We start from the raw sequence: 16,575 nt of genomic DNA on the forward strand, positions 1-16,575 counted from the left end.
AAAACGGAAGTGGGAGGAAGGAAAATGGACGATGCGGACACGCCTGCGCTGTTCCGGCTGGGCATTGTGGCCGAGGATGACGATTTCGACCGCGTGAGCGGTCTCCTCGCCCTGCATGCAGCATTCGGCTGGGAGGAGGAGAGTCTTCCCGGCGGGGAAACCCGGTTTACCGTCCACTGCGAATCGGAAGAGCATCTGCTCCGCCTGCAGGATCGGCTCCGGGCCACCGCCCCCCGGGCCGACACCACTCTGGAACGCGTGGAACGGCAGGACTGGCTGGCTGCGTGGCGGCAGTTTTTCACGCCGGTCATGTGCGGCTCGCGTTTTGTCGTCCTGCCGCCATGGCTGGCGGAGGGCGGCGATTTCGCGGACCGTACACCGATCATCATCGAACCCAAGAGCGCCTTCGGCACCGGGCATCACGCCACCACGGCCCTGTGCCTGCGCGTGCTGAGCGAGTTGCTGGACAGCGGGCGCGTGGCGCCCGGTGGGCATTTTCTCGATCTCGGCACAGGTTCCGGTGTTCTGGGGATCGCCTGCGCCAGGAGCGGACTCAGCGGCCTGGGCCTGGATATCGATCCGCTGGCAGTGAGCAATGCCCGGGAAAACCGGGAACTCAACCGCACGGATGCCGCTGTCTTCGAAGTTGCGGAAGGTGGCGTGGAGCAAGCGGCCGGTCGCCGTTTTGACCTGGTGCTGGCGAACATCCTTGCCCGTCCCCTCATGGAGATGGCCGCTCCGCTTGCCGCCGCGCGGGCGGCGGATGGCTGCCTTGTGCTCTCCGGTCTGCTGGAGCGTCAGGCCGACGCGGTGGAAGCCGCCTATCGGGCGCAGGGCCTGCCCAGTGCCCGGCGTGTGGTCGATGGCGAATGGTGCGCGCTCGTCTGGGCGTGATCTCCAGAGTGGCCGGAGACGCGCTTGACATGCCCCGGCACCTGGGCAGCCTGCAAAAACGCCGGTGGCGGCGTGTTTTTTCAAACCTCAAGAAAAACTTTAAGTATAATCGAGGAACAGATATGCCTACAGTAACGTTTCAGGGCAATCCTCTCCATCTGGTTGGCGATCTGCCCAAAATCGGCGCTCCGGCCCCGGATTTCACTCTCGTTGCCAATGATTTGAGTGCGCGCGGCCTCAAGGATTTTGCCGGCAAGATCCTGGTCCTGGCCTGCGTGCCGTCTCTGGATACCCCGGTTTGCGATCTGGAAATGCGCCGCTTCAACGCCGAGGCGGCCAAACTGTCCGACAGGGTGCGTATTGTCGCCGTGAGCCGCGACCTGCCCTTCGCACAGGCCCGCTGGTGCGGCGCCGCCAACGCCGACGCCGTGGAGACGCTTTCGGATTACAGGGACGCCGGCTTTGGCCGCGCCTATGGCGTGCTCATTGAGGAACTGCGGCTGCTCGCGCGCGCCGTCTTTGTGGTGGCCCCTGACGGGACCCTGGCCTACAGCCAGCTGGTGCCGGAAATGACCAGCGAGCCGGACTACGCCGCCGTGCTCGCCGCCGTGAAGGCGCTTGCCTGACCCTGCGCTTTTTCTGTCGCGTTTTCAGGCGTGCCGGAACTTTCCGGCACGCCCTTTCTTTTGCTCCGGGATGCCTGCGGGCGGCTACACATCAAAGAGCATCTCCAGATCTTCGCGCGTAAGGGATTTCCAGGTATCCTGGCCGGGAATGATGGCCTCGGCCACGCCGCGCTTGGCCTCCTGGAGTTTGAGGATCTTTTCCTCCACAGTGTTCTGGCAGATGAGCTTGTAGGAAAAGACCTGCCGTGTCTGGCCGATGCGGTGGGTGCGGTCCGTCGCCTGGCTCTCCACAGCCGGGTTCCACCATGGGTCATAGTGGATGACATAGTCCGCCGAAGTGAGGTTGAGTCCGGTGCCGCCCGCCTTGAGCGAGATAAGGAAGATGGGGATGTCGGGACTGTTGTTGAACCTGTCCACCTGCTCGAAACGGTCCTTGCTCGCGCCGTCAAGATAGCAGAAGGGCATCTGGGAAAATTCCAGCCACTGCCGGATGATATGCAGCATCTGGACGAACTGCGAAAAGACGAGCACCTTGTGTCCCCCTTCCACGATTTCCGAAACCATGTCCTTGAAGGCGTCGAACTTGCCGGACGGCAGATTGTTGGAGAAGCCGGGCAGATCCATCTTGAGCAGGCGCGGATGGCAGCAGATCTGGCGCAGCTTGAGCAGGGCATCGAGGATGGACATCTGGCTTTTGGCAAGGCCCTTTTCATCCACATCGGCCAGCACCTGGGCGCGCAGCTTGCGCGCCAGGGCGGAATACAGTTCGGCCTGGGCCTCTTCCAGGGCGCAGCAGGTGACGCTCTCCACCTTGGGGGGCAGATCCTTGGCTACTTCGGCCTTGGTGCGCCGGAGGATGAAGGGACGCACGCGCGTACGCAGATACTCAAGGGTTTCGGCGTCGCCGTCCTTGATGGGTTTGACGATGCCCCGCTGGAACGCATGCTGTGAACCGAGAAAACCGGGCATGAGAAATTCAAAGAGTGACCAAAGCTCGAAAAGATTGTTCTCGATGGGCGTGCCCGAGAGGCAAAGGCGCATGCGCGCGTTGATCCTGCGGACAGCGCGGGCCGTGATGGTATTGGGGTTTTTGATGTTCTGGGCTTCGTCCAGGATGACCGTATTGAACTCGTGCTTCTCGATCTCCTCAAGATCGCGCCGGAGCAGGGCATAGGTGGTGATGATGAGGTCAGAGTCACCGATATGCTTGAACATGCCTTCGCGGCGCGTGCCATAGATGATGAGCCGCCGCAGTTTGGGCACGAACTTTTCCGCCTCGCGCTCCCAGTTGGGCAGGACCGACGTGGGCACCACGATGAGATTGGGACCCTTGGGGTGGCTTTCCACCATATACTGGATGAATGCCAGCGTCTGGACGGTCTTGCCCAGGCCCATCTCGTCGGCGAGGATGCCGCCGAAGCCATATTCGGAGAGAAAATTGAGATAGGAAAGCCCCTGGACCTGATAGCCGCGCAGGGAGGCGTTGAGTCCCTTGGGGGGCGCAATGGGCCGCACCTCGCGGAAGGAACGGATCTTTTCGCGCAACTTGTTCCAGAACGAATCCGTAGTGGCGCCGGGCAGATCTTCCAGCAGGCTGTCCAGCACCGGGGCCTCGAACTGCTTGAACTTCTGCTGCGGCGGCTTGTTCGGGTCCAGCCCCAGGGCCGTGAGCTTGTGGGAGAGCTTTTCCAGCCATGCTTCGGGCAGGCTCGTATAGGAACCGTCCTTGAGCTGGACATAGCGCTTGCCGCGCGCCCAGGCCTTCCAGATCTTTTCGAGCGGCAGGGACTGGCCCTCGTAGTCCACAGTGATGTCCAGCGAGAACCATTTTTCCTTTTCGTTGCTCGTGACCTGCGCGGTGATGGTGGATTTGGCCGTGCGCATCTTGTAGCGCGAGAGCGCCCGCTCCCCATAGACCCGATAATTTTCCACCAGTTTTGGATAGCAGTCGAGAAGAAAGGCGATGGCCTCCTCCGGCTCCAGGAACCAGAGCTTGTTGGAGCGCGCCTGAAAGTCCATGCCCGCAAGCTCGTTCATCAACTGGGCTTCCTCATCCTGATGGCGGCGGACAAGATAGGTCTGGCCCTCATAGGTGTAGCTGCCCGTCTGAAAATCAGGGTTGGGACCGGGGAGGGTGAACTCGCCATGGCGCGTTTCGTAAATATTGTCGATCTCCAGGGTGAGAAGGCTGCCCTCCTCATCAAGAAACAGCTTGGGATTATAGGTGGCCGGCTGAAAGACCGGCTCCATGAGCTTGAGGAATTCCTGCGGTTCATACAGTTCCGAAGCCGGGAGCCGCGTCCACACGCGGTCAAGAAATTCCGAGATCTCTTCATGCGGCACCACGGGCCGGTCATGGATGAGATTGTGCACAAGGGACGGATACAGCCCCGTCTGCACAGGATAAAAATTGTGCTGGTAGCAGACCCACAGCGGCATCTGCCCGTGGAAGGTGATGGGGCTGTCTTCTCCGTTGCCGCTCTCTTCCTTGCCCGGCCGGATGGGGAGGGGGGCGCGGCCCTCGCGCTTGAGCAGGACCTCAAAATGGAAGCCCGTATCGTCAAGCCGGGGCTTGAGCTTGAGCGCGAACGGCGTGCTCTCGATGCGGCAGGGCTTGTCCGTATCCTTCCAGAGCAGATAGTATTCCTTGCGTACGGCCCAGAAAAACCACGAGGTCAGCCCGTCCGGGATCTCCACCCGGTGCCCGTAGTAGTCGAGATGCTGGCCGATCTGCCGGGCCACATGCGGAAGCTGCGGGGAAAACTCGCTCCAGTCCGGGTTCTGGATGATCTGCTGGAGCGTCACTTCGGCATGGACGCTGGAAAGCCCCGACTTGTTCTGACGCCCCCGGAAGAAGGAGACCAGGAGCCGCCCCGGCTCCGGCTCGAACCGAAAGATGAGATAATGCCTGCCGGGTTCAGGCTCCATCTCGGTGGAGAAAAAATTGCGGAAGCTCTGCTTCCAGTCGGCCAGGGGGGCCGGCAGGTCCTCCGCCTCGCCCTGTTCCTTGCACAATTCTTCCACCAGGCGCAGCCCCAGGGCCGCCACATGGCGGCAGACGCCGGAGAACGCGTCCGAGCAGTTGCACTGCTGGCGCGCGCTCCTGTCCGTAATGGTGAAGCTCAGGGAAGGGGTATAGACCTGGAGGTCCTCCCCCTGGATGACGCCCTGCACGTCCCAGGTTTCGCCTTCCTGGATATTAATTTTTTGCACCCCGCCTTCAGAGAGGATATAGTACGCCGCGTCACGGATATATTCCGGCACGCTGTCATGCAGGAAGGTCTGGCACATTTCCCTGACGACATTCTGTTCTGAACGGCTCATTTTCCCCTCGCGGACGCGGCGGGTCCCCCCTGCGGAACGGGGGTCCGTTCCGTTCCATGAGGAACGCGCAAGCGTCTGATGTTCACGGATTGGGAACCCTTAGCACACGTTCCGCGACACATGCAACTATCTCCTTGCGAAATATGAAAAAATATTCTCTTTTTCTTTCTGTGCTCCTGGCGGCCGGGGCGTTGGGCCTGTTCGGCACAGGTTTTTCGGGGGCGGCGGGACCTGTGGCGGAACTCCCCGTGGAGTCCGGCGTCCCCGAACCCCGGGACAGGGATGAAATGCCTGTGGATGGCGGCCGGATCTTTTTCGGGAGCATCGGCGAGGCCTCAAATCTCATTTCCTATCTCTCCACGGATTCCGCCTCGCATGAAGTGGCGGACCTGCTCTTTGTGGCGCCCCTGCGCTACAACAAGGATCTTGAACCGGAACCGTGGGCTGCCGAACGCTGGAGCATGGAGGATGGCGGCAAGCGCATGCGCTTTACCCTTCGCAAGGGCATCCTGTGGGAAGATGGCACGGAACTCACCGCCGAAGATGTGGCCTTCACCGTGCGCGTGGTGACGGACCCGGCCACGGCCAGTCCCTATGCCGAGGACTTTTCCCGCATCAAGGAACTGCGCGTTCTGGACCGCTACACCTTTGAAGCCGTATATGAGGAATTTTTCGCGCGGGCCGTGGCCTCGTGGATGAGTCCCATTCTTCCCAAGCATGTCCTTGAGGGGCAGAACATCCGCCGGACGCCGTTCTCGCGCAAGCCCACAGGGGCCGGCCCATACCGCCTGAAATCCTGGGACGCCGGCAGCAGCATCACGCTCGCGGCATCGCCCACCTATTTTGGCGGACGGCCGCATATCGACGAGGCCATCTACCGCATCATCCCGGACGACGCCACCATGTTCATGGAAACGCGCGCGGGGCGCCTTGACGTCATGAACCTCAGCCCGCTCCAGTACCTGCGCCAGACCTCCGGGCCGGTCTGGGAACAGGAATTTCACAAGTACCGCTATCTTGCCTCGGTCTATATTTTCCTCGGCTTCAATCTTGAGCATCCGTTTTTCAAGGATGTCCGCGTGCGCCGTGCCCTTTCCCTGGCGATCAATCGGGATGACCTCGTCAAGGGGGTCCTGCTCGGCCAGGGGGTGGCCGCCTTCGGGCCGTACAAGCCCGGTTCCTGGGCGATCCATCCCACGCTCAAACCCGTCGCGCAGGATGTGGCGGAAGCGCGGCGCCTGCTGGCCGAAGCGGGCTTCAGGCCCGATGCGGACGGCATGCTCCGGCGCGACGGCAGGCCCTTTGCCTTCAGTATCCTTACAAATCAGGGCAATGAGCAGCGCATCCTCACGGCCACGCTCATTCAGAGCCAGCTCCGCGCCATCGGTGTGGACGCGCGCATCCGCACAGTCGAATGGGCCGCCTTTATCCGGGAATTTGTCAACAAGGGCCGCTTTGACGCTGTCATCCTTGGCTGGACCATCCCGCAGGATCCGGACATTTTTCAGATCTGGCACTCCTCGCAGGCCCACGACGGCGGCCTGAATTTCATCCATTACAAGAATCCGGAGGTGGACTCCCTGCTGGAAGCTGCGCGCGCCACACCGGAGCGGGAGAAACGCGCCGCCCTGTATGCCCGCGTGCAGGAGATCCTCGCGGACGAGCAGCCGTACTGCTTCCTCTTCGTGCCCTATGCGCTGCCCGTGGTGCAGCGGCGCTTCATGGGCATTGAACCCGCCCTTGCGGGCATCATGTACAATTTTGAAAAATGGTGGGTGCCCAGGGTCATGCAGCGGCATGCGCTGACGCCATAGAGCATTCCGCTGAGGAAAATATCTCTGGGAGAGATATTTTCCTCAGGTTTCGCTGTCGCCATTTCCCCGCGGCTGCGGTCTCGGCGCATCCAGGGGGTCCGCGTCCGCCGCAGTACGGCGACGAGATATCAGCCAACGGCATATGCCCAAGCTGTTTATGTTATGATTTTTAATTATTTCATACTATATGATATAAGTATTTGCTTAAAATTCCCGCCATCGGTATTCCGGTCTTCCACAGGACGCAATTCCCTCAACCGAAAAGCGAGGAAGCATGCGAAGGGCACGGTACATCGCCGCCATGATGGCGCTCGCGGCCATCTGCGCCATGGGGCAGCAGACGGGACTGGCCGAAGCGGCGGCCATTTCCGCCTATGGAGGAACGAGTATGCGGACGGACAAGGATTGGGACAGGATTTTCCCGAAAAGCGGCAAGGTGGCGCACAGAAAGGTGCGCTTTAAAAATCGCTATGGCATCGAACTCGCGGGAGATCTCTACATTCCCGAGTCAGGCGGGCAAAAACAGGCGGCCATCGCTGTGTGCGGACCGTTTGGCGCGGTCAAGGAGCAGGCATCGGGCCTGTATGCCCAGACCATGGCCGAACGTGGTTTTCTGACGCTGGCCTTTGACCCCTCCTTTACGGGCGAGAGCGGCGGCGAGCCGCGCAATGTGGCCTCGCCGGACATCAATACCGAGGACGTGAGCGCCGCCGTGGACTTTCTGGCGACGCTTCCCGAAGCTGATCCAAAGGCCATCGGTGTCATTGGCATCTGCGGCTTTGGCGGCATGGCCCTCAACGCCGCGGCCATGGATACGCGCATCAGGGGCACCGTCACATCCACCATGTATGACATGAGCCGGGTCAATGCCAACGGCTACTTCGATGCCATGGACGCGGACGCGCGCCACAAGCGCCGCCAGGAACTCAATGCCCGGCGCACGGCGGATTTCCGGAACGGCAGCAGCGCCCCCTCACCGGACGGACTGCCGGAAAAGCTGACGGGCAATGAACCGCAGTTCGTCAAAGACTATTACGACTACTACAAGACCAAGCGGGGCTTCCATCCACGCTCCATCAACTCCAATGGCGCCTGGAATGCCACCATGCCGCTTTCGTTCATGAACATGCCGCTGCTGGCATATGCCGGGGAGATCCGCACTCCCGTACTCATGATCCACGGCGAAAAGGCCCATTCCCGCTATTTCAGCGAGGACGCCTTCAAAAAGCTGCGTGGCGGGAACAAGGAACTGCTGATCATTCCCGGAGCCAATCACACGGATCTGTATGATCGTATGGATGTGATCCCCTTTGATACGATCGAGGCATTTTTCAAATCCAGCCTGAAATGACGGCATCCGCCGCTACTGGCGGAAATCAGGCGACGCTCCCGGGAACGTCGCCTTTTTGTATGAAAGAAAATCTCGCGTCAGAGCGTTTTCGCAATCAAATTGCGTAAATACTCTGGCGGATAATGAGCATCCAGACCGCGTGCCGACGCGCTCCGGGGCTTAGCCGGCCGTGCCGAAAGCCGCCAGGATCTTCCGCAGAAAGACCTCTGCGGCCGGAGAAAATATCTGCCGCTTTTTCCATACGATATTCAATCCTGTTTCCAGGCGTGGCTCCAGCAGGCGGAAACAGAGCGCGCTGTCTTCAGAGATGTCGACCAGCCCTGCGAGGGTGATGACGTGCCCGATGCCGCTCTCGGCAAGGATGGCCGCGTTATAGACCAGATTGAAGGTCCCCGCCACGTCAAGTTTTCCAAAATCCTCTCCGAACCACTCAAGAAATCCATTCCTCGCGGATGTGCGGCGGATGGCCTGCCGGGAAAGCAGGAGCGGCTCGCCGAGCAGGTCCTGCCTGCAAAGCGTCCGCCGGGCGGCAAGAGCGCTGGTTTTGCGCGTGATGACGCCCCAGACGTCGTTCTCCGGAAGATCGACGTGATCATATTTGCCGAGAGCCGCGGGCTGGATCAGGAGACCGAAATCCAGCAGCCCCTTGTCCAGGCGTTCCGTCACGTCTTCCTGATTGCCACTGTGCAGATGGATATGGATGTGGGGATGCTCTTCCCTGATCTCCCGGAGGATACCGGCCACATGCCGCATGATCCGCGTTTCGCCCGCGCCGATGTGGATGTCGCCCGCTATGGTCTCTTCGCCGGCGGCGAATTCCGCTTCCGTCTTGTCGAGCATGTCCACGACTTCTTCCGCGCGCTTGCGCAGGCGCATTCCGTCGGGCGTCAGGGACACGCTGTGGCTGTGTCGGACAAAGAGCCTGGTCCCCAGCTCTTCCTCAAGCTCCCCGATCTGGCGGGAAAGTGTGGGCTGCGTCACATGCAGGACGTTTGCCGCCCCGGTCATGCTGCCTTCTCTGGCAATTGCCAGAAAATAGCGCAGTACCCGCACTTCCATGCAACGACAGGGACAGGCTATGCCTTGGCCCGCGCCTTGGCGGCCTTGATGAAGTCACGGAACAGGGGATGCGCCTGCATGGGCCGGGACTTGAATTCGGGATGGAACTGGCAGCCGAGGAACCATGGATGATCGGGCAGTTCCACGATCTCCACCAGAGAATCATCGGGCGCGGTTCCGCTGAAGATCATGCCCTTGTCGCCCAGAACATCCTTAAAGTCATTGTTGAACTCGTAGCGGTGCCGGTGGCGTTCATCCACCATTTCCGCGCCATAGGCGGCATGGGCGCGACTGCCGGGGAGGAGCTTGCAGGGGTAGGAGCCGAGCCGCATGGTGCCCCCCTTGTCGCTTTCCACATCGCGGCGTTCCAGGTTGTGGGTGCGGAAGTCGAACCACTCCTTCATCAGGTAGATGACCTTTTGGGGGGAGCGGGGATCGAACTCTTCGGAATTGGCTTCCGCAAGGCCCGCCACATTGCGCGCGAACTCAATGACGGCGCACTGCATGCCAAGGCAGATGCCGAAAAACGGCACCTTCCGCTCACGCGCATACTGAATGGCCGCGATCTTGCCTTCCACCCCGCGATACCCGAAGCCGCCGGGCACCAGGATGCCGTCGCACCCCGCAAATACCGTCGCCGCATTGTCAGGAGTAACGGTTTCGGAGTTGACATAGCGCAGTTCCACGGCCACGCGGTTGGCAACGCCGCCATGCATCAAGGCTTCATGCAGGCTTTTGTAAGCCTCTTTGAGGTCCACATATTTGCCCACGATGGCAATCGTCACCTTGCCCTGGGGATTGGCGCTGTCGTGAATGAGCCGTTCCCACGCCTCAAGATGGGCGTTGCGCGCCGGCAGCCGGAGCATGATGGCGACTTTCTGGTCAAAGCCTTCCTCATAGAATTTCAGAGGCACTTCATAGATGTTGTTCACATCCACGGAGGAAAAGACCGCATCCTCGTCCACATTGCAGAACAGGGCGATCTTTTTCCGCATCTCCTGCGGGATGCTCTGCTCGCACCGACAGAGGATGATATCCGGCTGGATGCCGATGGAGAGCAATTCCTTGACGCTGTGCTGGGTGGGCTTGGTCTTGTGCTCGCCGGCGCACCGCAGGTAGGGGACAAGGGTCAGGTGGATGTTCAGGCAGTTGTCCCGGCCGAGGTCGGAACGGAGCTGGCGGATGGCCTCCAGAAAGGGGAGGCCTTCAATGTCGCCCACGGTGCCGCCGATTTCGATGATCGCCACATCCGGCGCATCCGGGCCTTCGGCGAGGGAGAGCACCGTGTGCTTGATCTCGTCCGTGATGTGGGGAATGACCTGCACCGTGGCGCCGAGATAATCGCCACGCCGCTCCTTGGCGATGACATGATTGTAGATGGCGCCAGAAGTGGTGTTGTTCTTCCGCGACATGGGCACATTGAGGTACCGTTCGTAATGGCCGAGGTCCAGATCCGTCTCCGCGCCGTCGTCAGTGACGAAGACCTCGCCATGCTGGAAGGGATTCATGGTGCCGGGGTCCACATTGATGTACGGGTCCAGCTTCTGGATGGTGACATCAAGCCCGCGCGTCTGCAGGAGCGCCCCGAGCGAGGCCGCCGCCAATCCCTTGCCCAGTGAGGAAAGCACGCCGCCCGTCACGAAGATGAACTTGGTTTTCATGGCATCCACCTTTGCTCTGCCGCTCGTGGCGGCTGATCGCTCAACCGGCGAAGCATAGACGATGTTGCGCGCCTTGGCTAGTCATTTCGCCAATGCCGCGAATGGCGGGGCTTTGGCGCCGAACGCGCGCCGCCGGACATCTTCCCGCCACCGGGGACGCTCTGGATATGGAACGCGGACGCGCCGGAGAACTCCCCTGTGAACGAGATTTTGGGGCGTCCTGCATTGGCGGGGCATTTGGTTTTTTTGAGCGGAACAGGAAAATATTGAGGCGGAATGTGCCGGCGATTTCCAGAAGCTGACGGCGGGCAAAGGCTTCCGGTCGGTCGCTCTTTTTCAGCAACGCGTTTCTGGTATCGGAGCAGGGGGGAACATGAGAAGATCCCGAAAGTCCGCTGAACAGCGTGACTTTCGGGATGCAAATGGCTGTTGCCGGGTGATCCGATGGTGGAGGCGGGGGGAGTCGAACCCCCGTCCGCGAACACTCCGCGCGAAGCGTCTACAGGCGTAGGTCAGGATTGAATCTGACCGCGTTGGTGGCCCCTGACCAGGCGCAACGCGGCGAGTCCGCCGGTGACAATCTCGCGGAAAACCCCGGTGAACATCGGTTTCCGCCAGCCTGATGCGTGTCGCCCGGTGGGACTATCAGGCGTGATCCCCCCAGGCGTGACCGGCTATGCGGTCAGGTTGCCGCACTGCCTAGGCAGCGTAGGCGTAGTCGTAATCGTTGTTGGCAATTACTGTTTTGCCGCTTTTTACGAGGCCAGCGGCGCCTCGGCCTGCAACTCCGGTTTCCATATCCACGTCGAAACCAGTGCGCCCCCGTCGGCGAGAGAATAGGGACTTAATGCCCGCATGGCAAGGTCAACGGACATAAAAGTGCGAGAGCGCTCCCTTGAGGCACATATGGTACCGGCCCGGGAACGGTTCGCCATCGGCATCGCTGCCCGTGCAAATGGCTGTGTGCGCCATCCTTGCCACATCAATGCCATGGGCGAGCATGGCAAGGCGGGCCAGGTCCCTGAAGCGGCGCAACAGGCGCGGGGAGCGCGAGAAAATGGCGCACGCCTGTTCCGTATCTTCCTCATCGCCCTCGACCACAAGTTTGCCCTCTGCGGAAAGAAAGAGATGCAGCCGGTTGCCGGGACGGAATCGTTCCTTTTCAAAGTGCCGCTCCATCAGCGAGACGAAAGTTTCCTGGAGTGAATCAAGCTGCGCCTCCAGCGCTGGGACAAGCTCCGCGCTTTCAGCCATGAACTCTTGCAGGCGATGCTCCGTGGCGTCATCAAGGGAGGGGGGGAGGGCCTCCATGTCCGGGAGCCTCGCCGGCGCGGCAAGCGGTGTCGCGCCGTTGCGCATATGGATCATCTCCGCAAGGTGATTCCGACTTTCGGTATTCACGAAGTCCTCCGGAAGGGCAGGTTCGCAGATATGTGGCCGCGTTGCTGACCGGGATCCACTACATGGCGGACGGCCAAATTTGCCAGGAGGCGGCGATGCCCGAAAGAAAGCAAAAGCGATGCCAAAAAAAGCGATGATTTTGCTGCTGCGCGAAATTTCTAGAAAAAATTGTGAAAAACGGCACGGAAACGCGTCCCGACGGCGTCGGTCAATCGTGCGCGGCAGCGCTTCGGGCCGTTTCCGGCGCCTTTTTGACAGAGCAGGGGAGACGCGGGGAGCGCCGGCGAAGCGGACTTGGGAAAAATTTTCCACATGCGCCCGCCATGCAGGGGCGGGAGATGCGGGAAAGGAATGACGTCACCCGAGAAGATTGTGCGCCAATGCCTTTCCCTGCGGGCCGCCCCCGGCCATCCTGGCGATCTCGTCCCGGCGGCCTTCCTCTCCCAGAGGGGAGCACAGTGTATAGGTGGCGGCTTCCCGCACGACCTTGGTGATCTGGAAGTGTCGTTGCGCGCGGGCAGCAAGCTGGGGCCAGTGGGTGATGAGGAGCATCTGGTGTTTTCCTGCCAGGGCCTCCAGCCTGTCCGCCAGTTTGTTGAGGGTCATGCCGCCGACCCCGGCATCCACTTCATCAAAAATATAGGTGGCGTCTTCCTCATCCTCGCGCAGGCCGGCCAGGGCGAGGAGAAAGCGGGAAAGTTCACCGCCCGAGGCGATGCGGTCCAGCGGCTGCGCCGGCTGCCCGGGATTGGGCGCCCAGAGCAGACGGCCGCGTTCATCGCTGACGCCCGGCCAAAGCTCATGGGACGAGAATTCCGGGAGGACCCGCGCGCCCTCGGAAAAGCCGAGTCCGCGCAGTTGGTCTTCAAGGTGCTTCGTCAGAGCCGTCGCCGCCTCACGGCGCAGGGGCACGATGCGCGCCACCACGGCGCCAAGCTCCGCCGCAAGCCGGGCCTCTTCCTTGTTCAGGCGCGAGAGATCCAGCGAGCAGACATCAAGAAAGGAAAGATTTTCAACAATCTCTTCCCGGAGGGCGAGGATCTCCGGAAGTGTGCGCCTGAGCCGCCGCTTGAGTTGTGCAAGGGCGAAAAGGCGTTCCTCCACCTGGTCGAGATCCGCATCGTTTTCCACCGCCGGCCGGCGCCGCAGGTCTCCTGCCATGCGCGAAAGTTCCTGCCGCAAGGCCGCCGCTGTCTCCGCCACGGCCCGTGCCTGTTCGTCGCCGTCACGTCCCATGCGCTGCGCGAGGCGTTCAAATTCCGCCAGCAGGTCCAGCAGGCCGGGGCCTTCATCCCCGTGCAGGAGCAGAAGGGCGCGTTCACTTTCCTCCCGCCGGGCTTCGGCATCGCGCGCCTGGGAGCGCAGTGCTTCAAGGCGTTCCTCTTCCCCCTCTTCCGGCGCGACCTTGTCGATTTCCAGCTGCTGCATTTCCAGCAGGTCCCGCCGCTCGGCAAGGCCGGCCTGCCGGGCGAGCAGGGCGTCCCGTTGTTCAGCGAGCGCGTGCAGCTGTTCCAAAAGCCGGTCGCGTTCCTCAAGCAGTGCGGGTTCCGGAAAGGCATTCTCGAACAGTCTGGCCTGAAAGGCGGGCTGGAGCAGCCGTTGCTGGGCATGCTGGCTGGTATGGCTCACCAGGCGCGGCCGCAGCTCGCGCAGACTTTCCTGCGAACTCAGGACATCGTTGATATAGAGACGGCTGCGGCCGCTTTCCGCAAGAAGTTCGCGCCTGAGCACCAGATCTTCGTCGCGCAGGGCAAAAACCGCCTCCACCTGTGCGCGGTCGGCACCGGGCCGCACCATGTCGGCGCCCAGCCGGTCCCCCAGAAGAAAGCCCAGCGCCTTGAGGATGAAGCTTTTGCCAGCGCCGGTCTCGCCTGTGAGCACATTGATGCCGCGGGAAAATTCCAGCTCCATGTCCTCGATGAGAGCCAGATTGCGGATGCGGAGATATTCCAGCATAGGATCACCCGAAATGCGTTGTCAGGCAGCGCGTGCAGGGGATGTCCGGCCCCGGCGCGTCCGGTAGTTACGCGGAAAGCCGCGGGTCCAGCAGGTCACGCAGACTTTCACCCACAAGATTGTATCCAAGCACCGTGAGCAGGATAGCCAGACCCGGATACACGGAAAGCCAGGGCGCCGTTTCAATGGCGGCCTTTCCCTCCATGAGCATATTGCCCCAGCTTGGCATGGGCGGCTGCACGCCAAGCCCGAGAAAACTCAGGCCCGACTCCACAAGAATGGCGCCCGCAATGCCAAGTGTGGCGGTGATCAGCACCGGCGCGAGCGCATTGGGGAGGATATGGCGCAGCAAGATCTGCGGCGTGGAAGTGCCCGCAAGACGCGCCGCGGCGACAAATTCACGTTCGCGCAGGCTCAGGGTCTCGGCACGCACAAGGCGGCACACGCCCATCCAGGAGGTGAGGCCGATGACGATCATGATATTGGTAAGACTGGGTTCCAGAAAGGCAATGACCGCGAGGATCAGAAAAAATGAAGGAAAGCAGAGCATGATGTCCACCAGCCGCATGACCGTTTCATCCACCCAGCGTCGGAAGTACCCGCTGACAAGCCCGAGCGTCGTGCCGATGCTCACGGAGATGCCCACGGCGACAAAACCGACCCAGAGCGAAACACGGCCCCCATAGAGCAGCCGCGAGAGGATGTCGCGGCCCAGACGGTCCGTGCCAAGCCAGAAGTGGACCGACGGCGCCTCCAGCACATGATCCAGATGTTCGGCATCCGGAGGGTAGGGGGCCAGCCACGGCGCGCCGAGGGCGGCCAGCGACATGAAGAGGACAATGCCCAGGCCCAGGACCAGCATGCCGTTGCGCCCCAGGACTCGGCGAACGGACGCGCGCATCATTTCCGGACTCCGCCGCGGATGCGCGGGTCGGCAAGGCCATAGCAGAAATCGGCCAGCAGGTTGCCCGCCAGCGTCAGCACGGCGCCAAGAACGAGATTGCCCATGATCATGGTGTAGTCGCGCGCCATGACGGCACTGTAGAAGAGCTGGCCCAGGCCGGGCAGGGCGAAGATGGATTCGATGATGACGCTGCCGCCGATGAGTCCCGGCACGGAAAGGCCAAGGAGGGTGATCACCGGCAGCAGGGCATTTCGCAAGGCGTGGCGCAGGATGACCTGGCGCGGGGAAAGCCCCTTGGCTCTGGCGGTGAGGATATAGTCCTGCCGGAGGACTTCAAGCATGCAGGCCCGCATGTACCGCGACATGCCCGCCAGCGAACCCACGGTATATACCGTGATGGGCAGGACAAGATGACGCGCGAGGTCGCAGAATTTTCCCCATGGGCCGAGGCGCTCATACTCCATGGAGACAAGGCCGGAAATGGGGAGCCACTGGAGGTCGATGCCGAAAAACAGCATGAGCAGGAGCGCCAGCCAGAAGGAGGGCATGGCGAAACCAAGAAAAACGAGCACCGTGACGGAGCGGTCAAGCAGTGAATTGCGCCGGCATGCGGAAAGGATCCCCACCGGAATGGCGATGAGCAGGGTCAGGACAAGGGAAACGGCATTCATGGACACGGTCAGCGGCAACCGTTCGAGGATCTTGTCCAGCACGGGGCGCGCGTCCGCGGACATGGAATTGCCGAAATCTCCATGGAGGAGCCGTGTCAGCCACTCCAGATACTGGACGTGCAACGGCTTGTCGAGTCCGTAGAGCGCTTCCAGCTGCTGCCGCGCGGCCGCGCCCGCCAGGGGATTGAGCGTGGTCTCCATATCCGTGGGCGAACCGGGCGCCAGGTGGATGACCCAAAAGGAAATGAGCGTGATGCCCCAGAGCACGAGCAGCATCCAGAGCAGCTTTTTCCCCAGGCGAAGCAGGGCGGAGAAAAGCGGCGTTCCGGGAAGGGCGGCCGGCGAGAGAGCGGGGGAAAGGGGGACGCTCATGGGGGGCGATCATTCCGTGCGCGTCATCCAGAGGCCCATGTCGGTCACTTCCGCCTGCCAGCGTGGCGAGAGCCGCAAGGCCAGGAATCGGGCATAGAGGGCATCCAGCAGGGCAAGGCAGGTTTCCATGAGGTAGATCTTCTCGAGGAGCAGGGCATCAGGCTCATCATCGGCGTCATTCCTGTCCAGCCTGGGCGTCCGAAGGCTGCCGATGGAAAAGTCTTCAGCCCGAAGCGTGAACTGGAACGCCATATCGTCCTTTTCAAGGCGGACAAGCGCCCGCGTGACCTTTTTTCCGGTGCCAAGGCCAAAACGCGCTTCCCGCAGCGGGGACAGGGAACCGGAGACGGAGGCCGTCTCACGGGCTTCCCCCTCGCCGCCGGCCACCACGATGCGCTGTTCCATGGAAACGGCAAAAGGCTGCCCCTTGGCATCGGTAAAGGCGCCGGGCGCGGTGTCGCTCTGGTACCAGAGCCAGGTGAGAAATTCCTGTCCGAGAATGGCATCCGTGGAATCGGAGGACGGCAGACTCATCGGTTTCC

The 16,575-nt window shown here is 61.6% G+C and carries 12 protein-coding genes and 1 other RNA gene; 4 read left to right on the plus strand and 9 right to left on the minus strand.

What is annotated here, in order from left to right:
• Window positions 1–24: 24 nt before the first annotated feature.
• Both QZ294_RS01835 and tpx read left to right on the plus strand, forming a co-directional pair.
• Window positions 25–894 (plus strand): 50S ribosomal protein L11 methyltransferase, encoded by an 870-nt coding sequence (locus tag QZ294_RS01835; RefSeq protein ID WP_297045858.1) that lies wholly within the window; start codon window positions 25–27, stop codon window positions 892–894.
• A 122-nt stretch (window positions 895–1,016) separates the two neighbouring features.
• Window positions 1,017–1,520 (plus strand): thiol peroxidase, encoded by a 504-nt coding sequence (gene tpx / locus QZ294_RS01840; protein WP_297045861.1) that lies wholly within the window; start codon window positions 1,017–1,019, stop codon window positions 1,518–1,520.
• Between the two features lie 84 nt (window positions 1,521–1,604).
• Here tpx and QZ294_RS01845 read toward each other — a convergent pair whose 3' ends face one another.
• Window positions 1,605–4,844 (minus strand): DEAD/DEAH box helicase, encoded by a 3,240-nt coding sequence (locus QZ294_RS01845; protein ID WP_297045864.1) that lies wholly within the window; start codon window positions 4,842–4,844, stop codon window positions 1,605–1,607.
• A 287-nt stretch (window positions 4,845–5,131) separates the two neighbouring features.
• On the opposite strand from QZ294_RS01845, the gene QZ294_RS01850 reads away from it, so the two are divergent.
• On the plus strand, window positions 5,132–6,658 hold the full coding sequence (locus tag QZ294_RS01850; protein ID WP_297045962.1) for a peptide-binding protein: 1,527 nt from the start codon (window positions 5,132–5,134) through the stop codon (window positions 6,656–6,658).
• A gap of 274 nt (window positions 6,659–6,932) precedes the next feature.
• Window positions 6,933–8,009, plus strand: coding sequence for an alpha/beta hydrolase (locus QZ294_RS01855; protein WP_297045867.1), 1,077 nt, complete (start codon window positions 6,933–6,935; stop codon window positions 8,007–8,009).
• A 159-nt stretch (window positions 8,010–8,168) separates the two neighbouring features.
• Here QZ294_RS01855 and QZ294_RS01860 read toward each other — a convergent pair whose 3' ends face one another.
• The 8 genes from QZ294_RS01860 to QZ294_RS01895 form a co-directional block, all read right to left on the minus strand.
• Window positions 8,169–9,068, minus strand: a complete 900-nt coding sequence (locus QZ294_RS01860) for a LysR family transcriptional regulator (protein WP_297045871.1) — start codon at window positions 9,066–9,068, stop codon at window positions 8,169–8,171.
• A 17-nt stretch (window positions 9,069–9,085) separates the two neighbouring features.
• Complete coding sequence (locus tag QZ294_RS01865) at window positions 9,086–10,729, minus strand: CTP synthase (protein WP_297045874.1); 1,644 nt, start codon at window positions 10,727–10,729, stop codon at window positions 9,086–9,088.
• 445 nt (window positions 10,730–11,174) lie between these two features.
• Window positions 11,175–11,553, minus strand: a transfer-messenger RNA (tmRNA) gene (gene ssrA / locus QZ294_RS01870).
• Window positions 11,554–11,593: 40 nt separating this feature from the next.
• Window positions 11,594–12,130, minus strand: a complete 537-nt coding sequence (locus QZ294_RS01875; RefSeq protein WP_297045877.1) for a hypothetical protein — start codon at window positions 12,128–12,130, stop codon at window positions 11,594–11,596.
• Window positions 12,131–12,487: 357 nt separating this feature from the next.
• Entirely contained in the window at window positions 12,488–14,086 is a 1,599-nt protein-coding gene (locus tag QZ294_RS01880) for an AAA family ATPase (protein WP_297045879.1), read from the minus strand.
• 67 nt (window positions 14,087–14,153) lie between these two features.
• On the minus strand, window positions 14,154–14,990 hold the full coding sequence (locus tag QZ294_RS01885) for an ABC transporter permease (RefSeq protein ID WP_297045882.1): 837 nt from the start codon (window positions 14,988–14,990) through the stop codon (window positions 14,154–14,156).
• Window positions 14,987–16,033, minus strand: coding sequence for an ABC transporter permease (locus QZ294_RS01890; protein WP_297045884.1), 1,047 nt, complete (start codon window positions 16,031–16,033; stop codon window positions 14,987–14,989). The genes QZ294_RS01885 and QZ294_RS01890 overlap by 4 nt, the downstream gene beginning before the upstream one ends.
• Window positions 16,034–16,042: 9 nt before the next feature.
• Window positions 16,043–16,567 (minus strand): hypothetical protein, encoded by a 525-nt coding sequence (locus tag QZ294_RS01895; protein ID WP_297045888.1) that lies wholly within the window; start codon window positions 16,565–16,567, stop codon window positions 16,043–16,045.
• Between the last annotated feature and the right edge of the window lie 8 nt (window positions 16,568–16,575).

This window comes from uncultured Desulfovibrio sp., from assembly GCF_910584445.1.
Taxonomy (GTDB): domain Bacteria; phylum Desulfobacterota; class Desulfovibrionia; order Desulfovibrionales; family Desulfovibrionaceae; genus Desulfovibrio.